The sequence below is a fragment of the Rhizobium sp. 01N48 genome (assembly GCF_056399145.1).
In genome coordinates, this window is record NZ_JBFTQT010000003.1 from 530,837 (window position 1) to 546,390 (window position 15,554).

A 15,554-nucleotide genomic window follows, 5' to 3' on the forward strand; every position below is an offset into this window, starting at 1 on the left:
ATGCTGACCCGCCTTTAGTGCAGGCTGACCGTCTTCAACTCGTCTTCAGCGGCCTTGAAGAAGGTGCTGGAGCGGTTGTCCGTGAGGAGGATCGGGGTTCCGTCCGCGCCGAAGAGCGCCCAGAGATCGACGTTCGGATCGATATCGGGAGCTTCCGGAAAACACCGGGGAACATCCTCGGAGCGGATTTTCCTGATATAGGCGACCTCGCCGTTGCCGATGCCGGCAAGCTCGGTCTTGGTCAGATGCGAATTGGCTTCTTTCATCAACATTCCTGTACCTCCAGAGAGAAGGGACCAACGGTGCGATTTGCGCCGTTGTCCTACTGTGGGACCGAAATGTTAATTTTCTTCACCATACGCGACGGCTCCGGGCGAATGAGATCCACCGACAGAAGGCCGTTCTTGAGGCCCGCGCCGAGAACCTGCATGCCATCCGCCAGCACGAAGGTGCGTTGGAATTGTCTGGCGGCAATGCCGCGATAGAGATATTCGCGCTCACCCTGCTCGACCTGGCGGCCACGGATAACCAGCTGGTTTTCTTCGACGGAGATGTCGAGTTCCTCCTCGCTGAAGCCGGCGACAGCCAGCGTGATGCGCAGGCGCTCGGGATCATCGGTGATGCGGTCGGCGGCGAGGCGCTCGATATTATAGGGGGGATATCCGTCACTCGCCTTGGAAATCCGCTCCAGCGTCTTTTCCATGGCGTCGAAACCCAGCAACAGCGGGCTGGCGAAAGGCGTCATACGGCTCATCAGCGTTCCAAGTCCTTGATGCAAGCGACCCTTCCGGACCTGAAGACAGCATCCGGATGTTGCTAATATGGGAACGAATGCTGTCATTCGCAAGACAGGGCGCAAGACAGCTGGCCCAAGACGTGCGGCCTCCCCGCACGCGATCGCGCCGCCTTGACAAAGCTTGCCGGGCCTCGCATCAAATCCTGCCCCGTGCCGGCTGTGCCGATCTGCGGCGGGAAGATAAACAGATGGTGCATGCATCGATATGTGCGTCGATAAAAGCACCGGGAGGATGGGACGAACGGAATGGCAAACCCGAGAAAGATCATTATCGACACCGACCCAGGTCAGGACGATGCGGCCGCGATCATGCTGGCCTTCGGCAGCCCTGAGGAACTGGAACTGCTCGGCATCACCACCGTCGCCGGCAACGTGCCGCTCTCCTATACCAGCCGCAATGCGCGCATCGTCTGCGAGCTCTGTGGCAAGACCGACACCAAGGTTTTCGCCGGCGCCGACAAGCCGATCGCCCGGCCGCTGGTCACCGCCGAGCATGTGCACGGCAAGACCGGCCTCGACGGTCCCGAACTCGACGAGCCGACCATGCCCTTGCAGGCTGGCCACGCCGTCGACTTCATCATCGAGACGCTGCGCAACGAGCCTGAAGGCACGGTGACGCTCTGCACGCTCGGGCCGCTGACGAATATCGGCCTCGCCTTCCAGAAGGCACCTGACATCATCGGCCGCGTGCGCGAGCTCGTCATGATGGGCGGCGGCTATTCCGAGGGCGGCAACATCACGCCGGCGGCCGAATTCAACATCTATGTCGATCCCGAGGCAGCCGACATCGTGTTCCGCTCCGGCGTGCCGATCGTGATGATGCCGCTCGACGTGACGCACAAGCTCTTGACGCTCAAATCGCGCGTCAAGCGCATGGCCGAGATCGGCACGCGGCCGGCGATCGCGATGGTGGAGATGCTGGAGTTCTTCGAGCGCTTCGATATCGAGAAATACGGCTCGGACGGCGGCCCGCTGCACGACCCGACGGTCGTTGCCTATCTTCTGAAGCCCGAACTCTTCAAGGGACGGGTCTGCAATGTCGAGATCGAGGTGAAGTCGGAGCTGACCGTCGGCATGACCGTGGTCGACTGGTGGCACGTGACCGACCGCAAGCGCAACGCGACCGTGATGCGCGATGTCGACGCGGACGGCTTCTTCGATCTCCTGATCGAACGCTTCGCCCGCATCTAAGCAGGGTTATTTGCCGCAACTGGCGGCAAGGTCTTCCGTGCTGTAGGATATCAGGGACTGACGAGGACGCAGATGAGCCAAGACGTACTCTTCGACCACGAAAACCCTGTGACCGTTCACGACATTCTGTGGGCATGGAGCCGCGGCCTCATGTCCACGAAGCGTGCCATCGCGTCGCTGCATCTCCATGACGAGATGGAGCTGTACGAAGTCGCCAACGATAACGACATCCCCTATCCCGGAACGCCTTCGCAGCGCGACATCGAGATGGCGGAAGCTTTCATCGCCGCCATCACCGACGCCGCATGACGAAGCTTTCTCCGGTCACGCTGGTCATCGCCGATACGGGTCCGCTCATCAGCCTTGCTGTTGTCGACAGGCTGGACCTCCTGCAAAGTTTCGGCACGCCTGTCTTCGTAACCGACGCCGTGATGTATGAATGCACGCGCCTGAGCTCCCGGCCCGGCGCCGATCGCCTTCGCGAGTGGTTCGATGTCGCGGGAGGCAATCAGCACAGGATCGTCAAGACCCCGTTCGGCGCCGCTTATCTCGAAGCACTCGCGCTCGAGGCCAGCGGAGTAGAAGGCGCTACCAAAAACTTCGGAGAATGGGCGACAAGCTGGACGATGGATAATGTCGAGGCGCTTTTGCGGGACATGCGCCTGGAGCCGGGGCGGCATATCGGGCTGATCATCTCGGACGACAAGGACTACCTGAACGGACGTCCGCCGCATGACAGGATTCCGCCGAACACGCATGTCCTCAGCACCCGCGCCTTCTTCGTCGTACTTGAGGGACTTGGGCTGATTGCGAGTGCGGAAGATCTTCGTGAGAGCATTCGGCAGAGCGGACGCCCACAACTGGCGAAAAGCCTGATCGACCGGCCCTTTCGAGAGGCGGGGGAACAGTCTGACTACCAGCGGCAAATGCAGGATGTTCGCGACCGCGATCAGAAGCGAGACTCCAGCGATCCTGGTCCTGACGACAAAGCCGATCCGAAATCGTGACTGCCCCCCCCGCAAACTGAAAACAACCGGGGCTTTTGGCACCCGGTTGCTGATTGTCGAACAGTTTTAGAAAGCGGGCCCGATTGGATCAGGCGTCCTTCTGGTCGAAGACCGAGTTGGTTTCGGCTTCGACGATCTTCGGGCCGCCCTTGGCGACGCCGACCATGGCGGGGCGCAGGACGCGTTCGCCGATGGAATAGCCGGCCTGGACGACCTGGACGACCGTGTTGTTGGGCACGTCGGGGTTCGGCACTTCGAACATCGCCTGGTGGAAGTTCGGGTCGAACTTCTGGCCGACCGGCTCCAGCTTGCGCACGCCGTGGCGCTCCAGCGTCGACAGCATCGAGCGCTCGGTCATCTCGACACCTTCGATCAGCGTCGTCAGGCCGGCATCGGCGCCAGCGCGGGCCTCTTCCGGGATGGCGTCGAGCGCGCGGCGCAGGTTGTCGGAGACAGCCAGCATATCGCGGGCGAAGCCGGCTGCGGAATAGGACTTGGCGTCCTTGACTTCGCGCTCGGTGCGGCGACGCAGATTGTCCATGTCGGCGGCGAGGCGCAGATAGCGGTCGCGCAGCTCGGCATTCTCAGCCTTCAGGAGCTCGATCGGATCGGGCTCGGCTGCGGTCTCGTTCTCGACGTTTGCGGCGGCGTCGGCTGCGGCTTCTTCCGCGGCTGCGTCAGGTCCGTTCTTCGTCGTCTCGTCAGTCATGACGTTCTCCGGTCATTGGTGGCTTTTGGATGTGCCCGATATCGAACTTTGAACATCAAAAATCAAGTCTGCGTGACGAAGAAGGTCGGAAACACAGGCATGTTCGGCCCGTGACGACCGCATATGAAAGCGACAGCGAGACGGCAGCCACATGTCATTCTTACTTTCGCAAAACCTAATACGGTGCCACACTCATCTCTCAACCTGGGAGGTGCTGAGATGGCCGACGAAAACGTCTATGTCGGGAAATGCTTTTGCGGTGCCGTGGAACTGACCGTAACCGGCACGCCAGTCGCGATGGGCTATTGCCATTGTCGCTCCTGCCAGCACTGGTCGGCCGGGCCGATCAACACCTTCACGCTCTGGCAGCCACAGGCGGTTCGCGTCACCAAGGGTGGCGAGCATGTCGAGAGCTTCCAGAAAACCGATTACAGCGTGCGCAAGTTCTGCGACACCTGCGGCGGGCATCTCTATAGCGAGCATCCGCTCTGGGGCGTAACCGATGTCTATGCGCCTGTGATCCCCGATCTCGACTACAAGCCGACCATGCATGTGAACTACGAGGACACCATCCTGCACGTGAAGGACGGGTTGCCGAAGTTCAAGGACATGCCTGCGGAGATGGGCGGCTCCGGCGTGCAGCTGCCGGAATAGCGCTATTTGGACGGGCGCGAGAGCCTTGCCATGAGCTGGGCGGTGTAATCGACCATCGGTACGATGCGCGAATAGTTGAGCCGCGTCGGGCCGATGACGCCGACGGCGCCGACGATGCGGTCGTCCTCGTCGCGATAGGGCGCGACGATCAGCGAGGAGCCGGAGAGCGAGAAGAGCTTGTTTTCCGAGCCGATGAAGATGCGCACGCCAGGGCCGCTTTCGGCAAGATTCAGCAACTCCAGCAGACTGTCCTTCTTTTCCAGATCGTCAAACAGCATGCGCAGGCGATCAAGATCATCGGGATTTCCGAGCCCCTCCAAGAGATTGGCGCGGCCGCGGATGATGAGCTGCGCCGGCTTGCCTTCATCCGCACTGCCGGACCAGACCGCGATGCCGCGCTCCACCAGATCTTGCGACAGCGCGTCGAGCTCGTGGCGCACATCGGCCTTGAGGCGCCCAAGCTGGCTGCGCAGCTCGGGCAGCGTCTGGCCGGTCATGTGGGCGTTGAGGAAGTTCGCGGCTTCGGTGAGCTGCGAGGAGGTAACGCCGGCGGGGAGTTCGATGATGCGGTTTTCGACCTGGTCGTGATCGCCGACGAGAACGGCCAGCGCCTTGGTGGGCTCCAGGCGGATGAACTCGACGTGCTTGAGCACGGGATCGCTCTTGGAGGTGATGACGAGGCCCGCACCGCGCGACATGCCCGACAGCATGCGGCTTGCCTCGTTCATCATCGCTTCCATCGGGCCGTCACGGCTTTCCGCCCGCACCTGCCGGTCGATATTGGCGCGGTCCTCGGCGGAGAGATCGCCGACCTGCATGAAGGCATCGACGAAGAAGCGCAGGCCTACCTGCGTGGGCAGGCGGCCGGCGCTGACATGCGGGGAATAGACGAGGCCGAGCTCTTCCAGATCGCTCATGACGTTGCGCACCGAGGCCGGCGACAGCGACATGGGCAGGATGCGCGAAAGATTGCGCGAGCCCAGCGGCTCGCCCGTCTCCAGATAGCCCTCGACGATGCGACGGAAGATTTCCTTGGAGCGTTCGTCCAGCGCGGCAACGGCGTCCGAAATCGTCGACGACCTGAATTCCATTAAGCCTTGCGCACCCATGCTGATAATGATGCCGCAAAATATAGCCAATCTCCCCGTGCGCGCAAAAGGGAATTTGCAAATGGGCGCCGCCAATCGTAGAAGCGGTCAACAACAGACCCGCACATAGGATGAAGCCTGGGATCGCGCCCGCGTTCCCGGCCCCGTGCACCGAGGAGAATTAGGATGCGGCCATCAGGCAGAAAAACCGACCAGATGCGCAAGGTCACCTTCGAGCGCAACTTTTCCAAGCACGCCGAAGGCTCCTGTCTGGTGAAATTCGGCGACACGCATGTGCTGTGCACGGCGAGCCTTGAAGAAAAGACGCCACCGTGGCTACGCAACACCGGCAAGGGCTGGGTCACCGCAGAATACGGCATGCTGCCGCGCGCCACCGGCGACCGCATGAAGCGCGAGGCCGCCGCCGGCAAGCAGGGTGGCCGCACCCAGGAAATCCAGCGCCTGATCGGCCGCTCGCTGCGCGCCGTGGTCGATCTCAAGGAACTTGGCGAACGCCAGATCACGCTCGACTGCGACGTCATCCAGGCAGACGGTGGCACGCGTACGGCATCCATCACCGGTGCGTGGATCGCGCTCTACGACTGCCTGAAGTGGATGGAAAGCCGCAACATGATCAAGGTCGAGCGGGTCCTGAAGGACCACGTCGCCGCGATCTCCTGCGGCGTCTTCGCCAGCCAGCCTGTCATCGATCTCGATTACCTCGAGGACTCGTCAGCCGAGACGGACGCGAACTTCGTGATGACGGGTTCGGGCGGGATCGTCGAGATCCAGGGCACGGCCGAGGGCACCCCGTTCAGCGAGGAAGAATTCGGCGCGCTGATGGCGCTTGCCAAGAACGGCATTGCCGAACTGGTGGAGATGCAGAAGGCGGCGATTGCCTGAGGGGTTTGACCTAGTAAAGACCCCAAGGGGGAGGGCTTAACCTAGCGGCACCGCCGAGCCTCGATTGACGCAGGCGGGCGCGCCCAGCGGTTCTCCCCCCTTGTGGGGGAGATGGCCGGCAGGCCAGAGAGGGTCTTTGGCGCCCGGAGAATGACAGCATGATCGACGGCATTCTTGAAACCGCGCTTTATGTCGACGACCTCGATGCCGCCGAAGGCTTCTATCGGGATGTTCTCGGCCTCGAGAAGGTTCTGCGCCATGACAACCGGCACGTCTTCTTCCGCTGCGGCCCGGGCATTCTCCTGATCTTCAACCGCCACGAAACGATCAAGCCGCCCTCTTCCGACGCGCTGCCGGTTCCGCCGCATGGCACGACAGGCGCGGGGCATGCGTGTTTCCGGATGAGTGCGGAAGCGATTGACTTGATCGCGGAAAAGCTCAACAAAGCGGGCGTTTCCATCGAAAGCGATTTCTGCCGGCCGAACGGGGCGCGATCGATCTATTTCCGCGATCCTGACGGCAACAGCCTGGAATGCGCCGAACCCAAACTTTGGAATCTTTGAAGGACCGCTCATGCGCAAGCTCGATACCCGCACCATCGTCGTTGCCAGCCACAATGCCGGCAAGATACGCGAGATCGCCGACCTGATCGGTCCTTTCGGCTTCTCGGCGAAATCGGCAGCCGAACTGAAATTCGAGGAGCCGGATGAGACCGGCACGACCTTCGAGGAAAACGCGGCGATCAAGGCGCTGGCTTCCGCCAAGGCTTCCGGCCTGCCGTCGCTCTCCGACGACAGCGGCCTCGTGATCGACGCGCTCGGTGGCGCGCCTGGCGTCTACACCGCCAACTGGGCGGAGACGGCCGACGGCACGCGCGATTTCGCCATGGCGATGCAGAAGGTCGAAACGGCTCTCGAGGAAAAGGGTGCCACCACACCGCAGCAGCGCACCGCGCGCTTCGTCAGCGTGCTCTGCCTGGCATGGCCGGATGGGCATACGGAGATGTTCCGCGGTGAAGTCGAAGGCTTCGTCGCCTGGCCGCCGCGCGGCACGGAAGGCTTCGGCTACGACCCGGTCTTTCAACCCGAGGGCTACGACACCACATTTGGCGAGATGAGCGCGGAAGAGAAGCACGGCTGGAAGCCGGGCGACGCTGAGGCTCTTTCGCACCGCGCCCGCGCCTTCAAGATCTTCGTCGAAACCTGCCTTAACGCCTAAGAGCGATCGTGGACACTTTGGAACAGCCTAACCTGACGCGCTATGCATCTCTTTTGCCCGATACCGGCGAGCCCGGCTTCGGCGTCTACGTGCATTGGCCGTTCTGTGCCGCCAAGTGCCCCTATTGCGACTTCAACAGCCATGTGCGCCACCAGCCTGTGGACCAGGAGCGCTTCACTGCCGCCTTCCTGAAAGAGATGGCGGCGATGCGGCAGCTGAGCGGCCCGAAGACGGTGACCAGCGTGTTCTTGGGCGGCGGCACGCCCTCGCTGATGAACCCATCGACGGTCTCGGCCATTCTCGACGGCATCGCGAGGGAATGGCACATGCCCGATGGTATCGAGATCACCATGGAGGCCAACCCCTCCAGCGTCGAGGCCGAGCGTTTTCGCGGCTACCGCGCCGCCGGCGTCAACCGCGTGTCGCTTGGCGTGCAGGCGCTGAACGATCGCGACCTCAAGTTCCTCGGACGTCTGCACGATGTCGAGGATGCGCTGAAGGCAATCAAGCTGGCGCGCGAGATCTTCCCGCGCATGTCCTTCGACCTGATCTACGCCCGTCCGAAGCAGACGGTGGAGGAATGGGAGCGCGAGCTCAAGCAAGCGATCTCCTACGCCGTCGACCACCTGTCGCTCTACCAGCTGACGATCGAAGAAGGCACGCCGTTCTTCGGACTGCACAAGATGGGCAAGCTCGTGGTGCCAGACGACGACCAGTCGGCGCTGCTCTACGAGGCAACACAGGAAATCACCGCCGCCGAGGGCATGCCCGCCTACGAAGTCTCCAACCACGCCCGCCCGGGCGCCGAGAGCCGCCACAATCTCACCTACTGGCGCTACGGCGACTATGCCGGCATCGGCCCCGGCGCGCATGGCCGGCTGACACGCGGCCCCATCAAGCTCGCCACCGCCACCGAGCGCAAGCCGGAAGCCTGGCTCGAGCTCGTGGAGCGCGACGGCCACGGTGTGCTCGACCAGGAACAGCTCGGCTATGACGAGCAGGCCGACGAACTGCTCCTGATGGGGCTGCGTCTCACCGAAGGCGTCGATCTCGCCCGCTGGCAGCAGCTCTCCGGCCGCGATCCGGATCCGAAGCGCGAAGAATTTTTACTGGAACACGGGTTTATCGAACGGATCGGCAACTCGCGCATCCGCTGCACGCCGTCGGGGATGCTGATTCTGGATTCGGTGGTGGCTGATCTGGCTTGTTGATTTCGGGGGTGGTGGGGCCTCTGGAGAGGTTTACGCAAGTGGCCCCCTCATCCGCCTGCCGGCACCTTCTCCCCGTTGGGGAGAAGAGACTCGTGGCCAGCCACTCGCGCCAACCTCCCCTTCTCCCCTGCGGGGAGAAGGTGGCCCGAAGGGTCGGATGAGGGGGCTCCGGGCTCTGCCCTATCCTATTGTTTTGTAAATAACTCCCGCGCTCACACCACCCTCCTCCGCACCCGCGCAAACAACCGCCCATCGATCGCAGCCAAACCGATCGCGATCATCGCCATGCCAATCAGATGCTTGGCCTGCAACTGCTCGCCCAAGATGGCGGCGCCCAAGAGGATGGCGCTGACGGGGATGAGGAAGGTGACGAGCATGAGGTTGGTGGCGCCGGCGGTGGCGAGGATGCGGAAGAAGAGGACGTAGGCGACCGCTGTCGAGAGCAGCGCCAGGCCGAAAAGCGCCATCCAGGTCTCCATAGAGGGGGCGGCGAGCGTCCAGGGGTGATCGACGGCGAGGGCGATGGGGAGCATCAGCACGCTGGAGGCGGTGACCTGGCCGGCGGCGGGGAGAAGCGGCGCCATGCCCATCTGGCGGAAGCGGCGGCCATAGATACCAGCGAAAGAGTAGGAGAGTGCGGCGCCGAGAACGGCGAGTTGCGCCAGCACGTTGGTTCCCAGATCGCGCAGCGCATCGAAGCCGATCATGTAGGCGACGCCGGCAAAGCCGACGATGACGCCGAGCAGGCGGTTTCCGGTCATCTTCTCATCCGCCGTCAACAGATGCGCGACGACGACGCCGAAGAGCGGCGTGGTGGCGTTGAGGATCGAGGCGAGGCCGCTGGCGATATGGGTCTGCCCCCAGACGATGAGGCAGAAGGGGATCATGTTGTTGATCAGGCCCATCACGAAGAAGGCCGCCCACGATTTTCCGTCGCGCGGCATGGCGTGGCCGGTTGCGCGTACGATCAGGTTCAGCGCGACGGCGGCAATCAGCACGCGGCCAGTGACGATGGTGAACGGCGGCAGGGTTTTCACCAGGATGCCGTTGAAGAGGAAGGAGCCGCCCCAGAGCAGCGACAGCACCAGCAACATTCCCCATTCGGCAAGGCCCATCTGTCTCTGCTGCATCGCTTCTCTCCCTTTTGCGGCATGACCGGCTTAGCGCTCGGCGTCGACCTGCGCCACCCGATTCCTGCGCGGCTTGTTATCGTCTGTCGAGTTATTCTTATCCGTTGCGATCAAGCTCTGACTTGGAATGATCGCCTTGATGCATATACTATGGCGGTCAGAGCCATGCGACAAACGAGTCTTTTTCGTTTCATGATTGAGCTGAGCTAAAGCATGAGTGATTTTCTTCCATCGCTTTCGGCGCTCCGCGCCTTCGAGGCCGCCGCCCGGCATTTGAGCATGACGCTTGCCGCGCGAGAACTCAATGTGACGCCGGGCGCCGTCAGCCTGCAGATCCGCGATCTCGAGACGTCGCTCGGCGTGCGGCTGTTCGAGCGCAAGACGCGCGCGCTGGCGCTGACATCAGAGGGTGCCGACTATTTCACGACGTTGCGGGCGGCCTTTCGGCTGGTGCGCGAGGCGACGGCGGCGATCACGGCGCGAAACCGCGGCACGGTGCTGAACGTCACATGCACCGCGGGTTTTGCGACCTACTGGCTGGTGCCGCGGCTCTCGCGCTTCGAAGCGCTGAACCCGGAGATCGACGTGCGCATCAGCGCCTCGCACAGGGTGATGGATTTTCAGCGCGACGGCATAGACCTCGCCATCCGTCACGGGCTCGGGGGCTATGACGGGCTCGTCAGCGAGCGGCTGGTGGATGACGAACTGGTGCCGGTCTGCACGCCGAAGCTTGCCGATGAGCTCGGCCCGGATCCATCGCCCGATGCGCTGGCGCCGTTCCAGCTCATCCACGACGTCTACCGTCACGACTGGCAGCTATGGCTGGAAGCGGCGGGCGCGAGCAATGTCGATGCCGCCCGTGGCCCCGTCTTCATGCACGGCAACGGCGCCTACGAGGCGATGAAGGCGGGGCTCGGTTTCGCGCTGATGCGGCGCTCCTTCGTAACGACTGAACTGCAAGAAGGCCAGCTCGTCGCCCCCTTCCCCGTGGGCGTCGCCAGCCGGCTCGCCTTCCATCTCGTCTATCCCGGCCAGGCGCTGGAGCGGCCGGCAGCGGCCGCCTTCCGCCGCTGGCTGCTTTCCGAAGCGCAGCGGTAATCCGGGCTTACTTCGCAACCGGCCGAAAAAGTGGACACCGGCACTCATAAAACACTTTCCTGCCGCGTATTTGCTGATTATCATAGTCAGGATTAAGACGCATACAGGCAAGGCCGAACCTCAGTCATGGCAGTTCAACAGATCGCGCGGACGGCGCCCGGGCTCCCGCAGCCGATCGGCTTGTCCCACGCTTTTTCCGGCGATCACGCCTGGTGCCGCGAGAAGATGATGCTGGCGTATGAGCTGGCCGGTGGCGTCGCCCTCGCAACATTCTTCGAGGATGGCGGTTTCGAGCGGGCGATCGACCGGTACGCCGAGGTCACCAAAGGTACCGATCGCCGCGCCGTCGTCTCCATGTGGTCGCTCTATTACTTCGCCGGGATCAGCATTCCCTACCTGCTCGCCCGCCGCCTGGCTGGCCAGGTGCTGCCGGTGGCGTTTGATGAGATGACGATCGCGCTCACCGAGGACGGGCTACCACGCGCCTTCGGCGTTTCCCATCGCGGCATGATCGGCGAAGAGACGAGCGGAGACGAATTTTCCGTGGTCGGGCCGCTGATGTCCGGCCATCTCAACATGGCCGTCGAGCGCTTGAAGCGCTGCGGGCTCTCGGCCAAGCTCCTGTGGAACAACGCCGCCGTCTACATCGACTATACACTGCGGCTGACCGATAGCGAGGGCGGCGGGCGCTCCGCTCCCGACCTGCCGCTCTTCGTGCGTGGGTGCCTGCCGGATGGCGGGCCGAACCCGCTCTGCGGCAGCGTTAGACAGGTCGAGGAAGACGGGCAGATGATCCAGCGGCGCAAGCTCTGCTGCCTGCGCTACATGCTTCCCGGGGTCGCCAGCTGCGGCAATCGCTGCGCACTGCCCAGCCAGCGCAATCCGCAATAGCGGTGTCCACACCGCCGCTCTGAGAGCGGCGATGTGTTGAGATGCGAGCAGCGATCAGGCTCTGCGGGACGCACCCGTCTTGAAGAGGCTGCCGGTCGGGGTCTTCAGGAACATGTCGAGCGGGATGTGCTCCTGGTGCAGGAAGCCGGTTGCGGGCAGCAGGCCGTCACGAACCATCTCGATGACGGCGACCACCGATGCCGAGGTTGTCCAGGCGATCGCCGTGCGGCGGGCACCAGCGATCTCGATCGGGTAATAGGCGCGCACGAACTCCTTGCGGCGCAGGCTGCCGCGCTCGGTGCCTTCGGCGGCCACATGCACATAGACGACATCGTCATCGACGGGCGGCTTGGCTTCCGTCAGGATCTCGCCGGCTAGTTTGCGCTTGTCGCGCATCAGAAGCTCGTGGAAGAAGAAGTTCATCAGATCCATGTGGCCGGGATAGCGCATGGTCTTGTAGTCGAGGTTCTCGACCTTGCCGAGCAGCGTGTCGCACATGGTGCCCAGACCGCCCGAGGTCGTGAACGCCTCAAGCTTCACGCCCTCGACGTAGATGGTCTCCAGCCACTCCATCGGCGACACCAGCTTGCGCACGCCGCCTTCGATCACTTCGCAATCGTTCAGATACTCGTTGACCACACCCTCCGGCGACCAGTTGAAGGCATAGCCCAAGAGGCCCGTCGGATTTTGCGGCAGGGCGCCGACGCGCATGCGGATCGAGCGGCAGCGGTCGAAGCCATCGGCAAGGCTTGAGCCGACGATGCCGACGAAGCCTGGGGCCAGCCCGCACTGCGGCGCCATCAGGCCACGCGCGGTCTTCGACAGCTCGATGATGAAGTTGGTGGTGGGCACATCTTCCGTCAGATCGAAATAATGGATGCCGGCGGCATGAGCGGCGCGCGCCAGCTCGATGTTCAGGTGATAGGGCAGGCACGACAGCACCGCATCGACACCCGACAGCAATTCACCGATGACGGCGGGGTCGGAGATATCGACGCTATGGCATTTGAACGGCACCTCGCCAACAGGCAGCTGCGCGTCCACACCCGTAACCTCGAAGCCGCCTTCATGCAAAAGCGTGGCGGCCAGCCGCCCGACCTTGCCCAGACCGAGTACGGCGATTTTCGTAAAGCTCATGTATATCCTCCCAAGGCGCGGCGTTTTCCTCCAGCCGCGCGTATGCTTGAAAGGGCTGTATAAAATAAACAGCGCATAAAAGAAAACGGCCGGGATCGCTCCCGGCCGCTTAATTTCGATGCTATGATCGCGACTACTCGTTGATCAGGCGCTTCAGCAGCTCGATCTCGTGCGACAGCTTGCTGTCACCTGAGATCAGCTCCTCGATCTTGCGCACGGCGTGCAGCACGGTCGTGTGGTCACGTCCGCCGAAGCGACGACCGATCTCCGGGAAGGAGCGCGGCGTCAGGGTCTTGGCCAGATACATGGCGATCTGGCGCGGCTTGACGATGACGCGCGTGCGACGGTTCGAGACCAGCTCCTGGCGCGACACGTTGTAGTGACGGGCGACGATGCGCTGGATGTCCTCGATACGCACGCGGCGCGGCTCGCCGGAGCCGACCAGGTGGGCGAGAAGCTCGTCCACGCGCTCGACCGTCAGGTTCGGCTCGAAGGAGCGACGGAAGAGCAGCTGGTTGAAGGCGCCTTCCAGTTCGCGGCCGCTGGCGGTGATGCTGCGGGCAACGTGGTTGAGCAGCTCGGTCGACATTTCCAGCGACGGATCTTCGCCACGGGCGACCTCAAGGCGACGCTGGAGGATTTCGAGACGCATCTCGTAATCCGGGCCGTCAAGCTCGATCGCCACGCCACCCTGCAGACGCGAACGAACGCGCGGGTCGAGCGATTCCAGCTCCCAGGGTGCACGGTCGGCTGCGACGACGACCTGCTTGGCGCTGTCGAGCAGCATGTTCAGCAGATGGCAGAACTCGTGCTGGATCATCTTGCCCTGCAGGAACTGCATGTCGTCGATGATCAGAAGGTCGATGTTGCGAAGCGAGTCCTTCAGCGTCAGCGCATCATTGTCGCGGATCGCGGTTGCGAAACGCCACATGAAGTATTCCGCCGTCAGGTAGACGACGCGCAGCTGGCGCGGGTTCTGTACGGCTGCATTGGCGATCGCCTGCAGCAGATGGGTCTTGCCGAGACCGACCGTGGAATGAACGAAGAGCGGGTTGAAGCGCACTGCGCCCTGACCGGCTTCGGCAATGGTCTTTGCGGCCGCGAGAGCGACGCGATTGGAGCTGCCTTCGACGAAGGTGTCGAAGGTGAAGCGGTTATCGAGCGGCGAGCCGAAGAGCGGCTGGCCAGAGGTCGCCGGACGCGCCGCAGACGCTGCCGAAACAGCCTGCTGGACGATCTGGCCGGCCTGCTGAGCGACCGGGCGACGGATCGGCGCGACGGACGATACCGGCTCCTGGGTCGCCGTTTCTTCCGGCTTGCTGATTGCGCGCGCTGCCGTGCGAACCAGGATTTCGACCTTCAGGATTTCAGCGTCTTCCGCCTGGAAGATGCCGGTGATCAGGTCGAGATAGCGATTGTTGATCCAGGACTTCAGAAAAGTTGTTGGGACCGTCAGCCGTACGACACTCTTGGAGACGGAATGGAGCTTCAGTCGTGCAAACCAGCTTGCATAGACATCCGGACCGACCTGCGCCTTCAGGCGTGCACTTGCTCGTTCAAAAAGTATGCCATCATTCTTCATGTCTCCCTTTTCCCCCGCCGCGTCTGGGCAAATAGAGCCTAACGTCTGAGATACCTTGTCCGAGTTGTCCAAAGCACTCGCCGCCATCGAATTCATGTGCATCTTGCCGCCTTATAGTTCCATCGGCCGACCTAATCCTGGTCGCCCGATCATTTCCCCGCTTATGACCTGACAGCATCACCCTCATGCTCTGCCGTCGGCCGGTTCACTCAAACGCGTGCCTCTTAACGAGAGGCGACTGTTGGAGGCGAAGCCAACCGCTTCATGCGGTCTTATTGCTTCTTGTCTCCTAGGTGTCCGCTCCTCGTCCAACGAACACCAGCCTGCCTGCGTATGCTTTTTCTCTTCATTAGGATCGCACGCGCTGCGTGCAGCCCTCAAAAATCGCGCACAGATGATCCCGTTCCGCGGCAGCCACAGCCGCAGTCCAATCTGCATCAGTGCGTGAAAATCCGGAGGTCGAAACTTCCGCAACAAAAGACACTAAAGCATCGTCCTGCCGACGTGGCAGTTTCAGACCAAGCCTTAAAACAGGTGATGTCCGAGCCCCTTGTTGGGAGGCATTTAGGCAGGATCGGGGGTCGAGATCAACGGGCATATTTCGCCAAAATTAAGCGTAGCCGGTTGACTCCTGCGGCAGATTTAGGGCGCTGCACTGGAGCAAAAAAAGAATCGCTTTTGAATCAAGGAGATTCAGGAAACCGGCTATTTTGACACGCATAAAAAGAAAAAAAGAAAAAAGCTTCTTGACTCGTTTTAGACGCCGCAAGGGAAGGTCTGAGTCTCTTCGCTCAGGAACAACCTGGCACAAGCCCTTGTAATCACTCATTTTTTTGTGTCATTTGCCAGACACGAAATCGTCGCCAAATTAACCACAGTTCGGGCAATTCGCGGAATCGAAAAAGCCCGACAAAGTTGCCGGGCTAATCATATAGCTGT

At 62.2% G+C, this 15,554-nt stretch carries 17 protein-coding genes; 10 read left to right on the plus strand and 7 right to left on the minus strand.

Annotated features, from left to right (window positions below):
* Positions 1 to 14: 14 nt before the first annotated feature.
* A complete protein-coding gene (locus AC1DOG_RS09010; protein ID WP_018898177.1) occupies positions 15 to 272 on the minus strand; it encodes a BQ00720 family protein in 258 nt (85 codons plus the stop codon).
* Positions 273 to 322: 50 nt separating this feature from the next.
* A complete protein-coding gene (locus AC1DOG_RS09015) occupies positions 323 to 754 on the minus strand; it encodes an Hsp20 family protein (RefSeq protein ID WP_047507035.1) in 432 nt (143 codons plus the stop codon).
* Between the two features lie 288 nt (positions 755 to 1,042).
* Here AC1DOG_RS09015 and AC1DOG_RS09020 point away from each other — a divergent pair, with 288 nt between their 5' ends.
* The 3 genes from AC1DOG_RS09020 (at position 1,043) to AC1DOG_RS09030 (ending at position 2,994) form a co-directional block, all read left to right on the plus strand.
* The gene (locus tag AC1DOG_RS09020; RefSeq protein ID WP_477927420.1) at positions 1,043 to 1,987 is read left to right on the plus strand and encodes a nucleoside hydrolase; all 945 of its coding nucleotides are present in this window, start codon (positions 1,043 to 1,045) and stop codon (positions 1,985 to 1,987) included.
* A gap of 72 nt (positions 1,988 to 2,059) precedes the next feature.
* The gene (locus AC1DOG_RS09025; protein ID WP_477927421.1) at positions 2,060 to 2,296 is read left to right on the plus strand and encodes a hypothetical protein; all 237 of its coding nucleotides are present in this window, start codon (positions 2,060 to 2,062) and stop codon (positions 2,294 to 2,296) included.
* Complete coding sequence (locus AC1DOG_RS09030) at positions 2,293 to 2,994, plus strand: PIN domain-containing protein (protein WP_477927422.1); 702 nt, start codon at positions 2,293 to 2,295, stop codon at positions 2,992 to 2,994. The genes AC1DOG_RS09025 and AC1DOG_RS09030 overlap by 4 nt, the downstream gene beginning before the upstream one ends.
* An 88-nt stretch (positions 2,995 to 3,082) precedes the next feature.
* Here the strand turns inward: AC1DOG_RS09030 and grpE are convergent, their stop codons facing one another.
* Positions 3,083 to 3,703: a nucleotide exchange factor GrpE gene (gene grpE, locus AC1DOG_RS09035; protein ID WP_018898174.1), complete on the minus strand. Its 621-nt coding sequence runs from the start codon at positions 3,701 to 3,703 to the stop codon at positions 3,083 to 3,085.
* A gap of 219 nt (positions 3,704 to 3,922) precedes the next feature.
* On the opposite strand from grpE, the gene AC1DOG_RS09040 reads away from it, so the two are divergent.
* Positions 3,923 to 4,357, plus strand: coding sequence for a GFA family protein (locus AC1DOG_RS09040; RefSeq protein WP_047507031.1), 435 nt, complete (start codon positions 3,923 to 3,925; stop codon positions 4,355 to 4,357).
* 2 nt (positions 4,358 to 4,359) lie between these two features.
* Here AC1DOG_RS09040 and hrcA read toward each other — a convergent pair whose 3' ends face one another.
* The gene (hrcA, locus tag AC1DOG_RS09045; protein ID WP_018898172.1) at positions 4,360 to 5,448 is read right to left on the minus strand and encodes a heat-inducible transcriptional repressor HrcA; all 1,089 of its coding nucleotides are present in this window, start codon (positions 5,446 to 5,448) and stop codon (positions 4,360 to 4,362) included.
* Between the two features lie 183 nt (positions 5,449 to 5,631).
* Here hrcA and rph point away from each other — a divergent pair, with 183 nt between their 5' ends.
* The 4 genes from rph (at position 5,632) to hemW (ending at position 8,777) form a co-directional block, all read left to right on the plus strand.
* Positions 5,632 to 6,348: a ribonuclease PH gene (gene rph / locus AC1DOG_RS09050; protein ID WP_018898171.1), complete on the plus strand. Its 717-nt coding sequence runs from the start codon at positions 5,632 to 5,634 to the stop codon at positions 6,346 to 6,348.
* A 158-nt stretch (positions 6,349 to 6,506) separates the two neighbouring features.
* On the plus strand, positions 6,507 to 6,911 hold the full coding sequence (locus tag AC1DOG_RS09055) for a VOC family protein (RefSeq protein ID WP_477927423.1): 405 nt from the start codon (positions 6,507 to 6,509) through the stop codon (positions 6,909 to 6,911).
* Between the two features lie 10 nt (positions 6,912 to 6,921).
* Positions 6,922 to 7,566 carry an RdgB/HAM1 family non-canonical purine NTP pyrophosphatase gene (gene rdgB / locus AC1DOG_RS09060; RefSeq protein ID WP_477927424.1) on the plus strand — a complete coding sequence of 215 codons (645 nt, stop codon included), beginning with the start codon at positions 6,922 to 6,924 and terminating at the stop codon, positions 7,564 to 7,566.
* Between the two features lie 8 nt (positions 7,567 to 7,574).
* Entirely contained in the window at positions 7,575 to 8,777 is a 1,203-nt protein-coding gene (gene hemW, locus AC1DOG_RS09065; RefSeq protein WP_477927425.1) for a radical SAM family heme chaperone HemW, read from the plus strand.
* A 212-nt stretch (positions 8,778 to 8,989) separates the two neighbouring features.
* Here hemW and AC1DOG_RS09070 read toward each other — a convergent pair whose 3' ends face one another.
* On the minus strand, positions 8,990 to 9,907 hold the full coding sequence (locus AC1DOG_RS09070) for a DMT family transporter (RefSeq protein WP_477927426.1): 918 nt from the start codon (positions 9,905 to 9,907) through the stop codon (positions 8,990 to 8,992).
* A 213-nt stretch (positions 9,908 to 10,120) separates the two neighbouring features.
* Between AC1DOG_RS09070 and gcvA the strand changes: the two genes are divergently transcribed.
* Entirely contained in the window at positions 10,121 to 11,005 is an 885-nt protein-coding gene (gcvA, locus tag AC1DOG_RS09075; RefSeq protein ID WP_477927427.1) for a transcriptional regulator GcvA, read from the plus strand.
* Positions 11,006 to 11,131: 126 nt separating this feature from the next.
* Entirely contained in the window at positions 11,132 to 11,896 is a 765-nt protein-coding gene (gene fhuF / locus AC1DOG_RS09080; protein WP_477927428.1) for a siderophore-iron reductase FhuF, read from the plus strand.
* A gap of 54 nt (positions 11,897 to 11,950) precedes the next feature.
* On the opposite strand, the gene AC1DOG_RS09085 is transcribed toward fhuF, so the two are convergent.
* Positions 11,951 to 13,033 carry a saccharopine dehydrogenase family protein gene (locus tag AC1DOG_RS09085; RefSeq protein ID WP_477927429.1) on the minus strand — a complete coding sequence of 361 codons (1,083 nt, stop codon included), beginning with the start codon at positions 13,031 to 13,033 and terminating at the stop codon, positions 11,951 to 11,953.
* Positions 13,034 to 13,166: 133 nt separating this feature from the next.
* The gene (gene dnaA / locus AC1DOG_RS09090; RefSeq protein WP_477927430.1) at positions 13,167 to 14,717 is read right to left on the minus strand and encodes a chromosomal replication initiator protein DnaA; all 1,551 of its coding nucleotides are present in this window, start codon (positions 14,715 to 14,717) and stop codon (positions 13,167 to 13,169) included.
* Between the last annotated feature and the right edge of the window lie 837 nt (positions 14,718 to 15,554).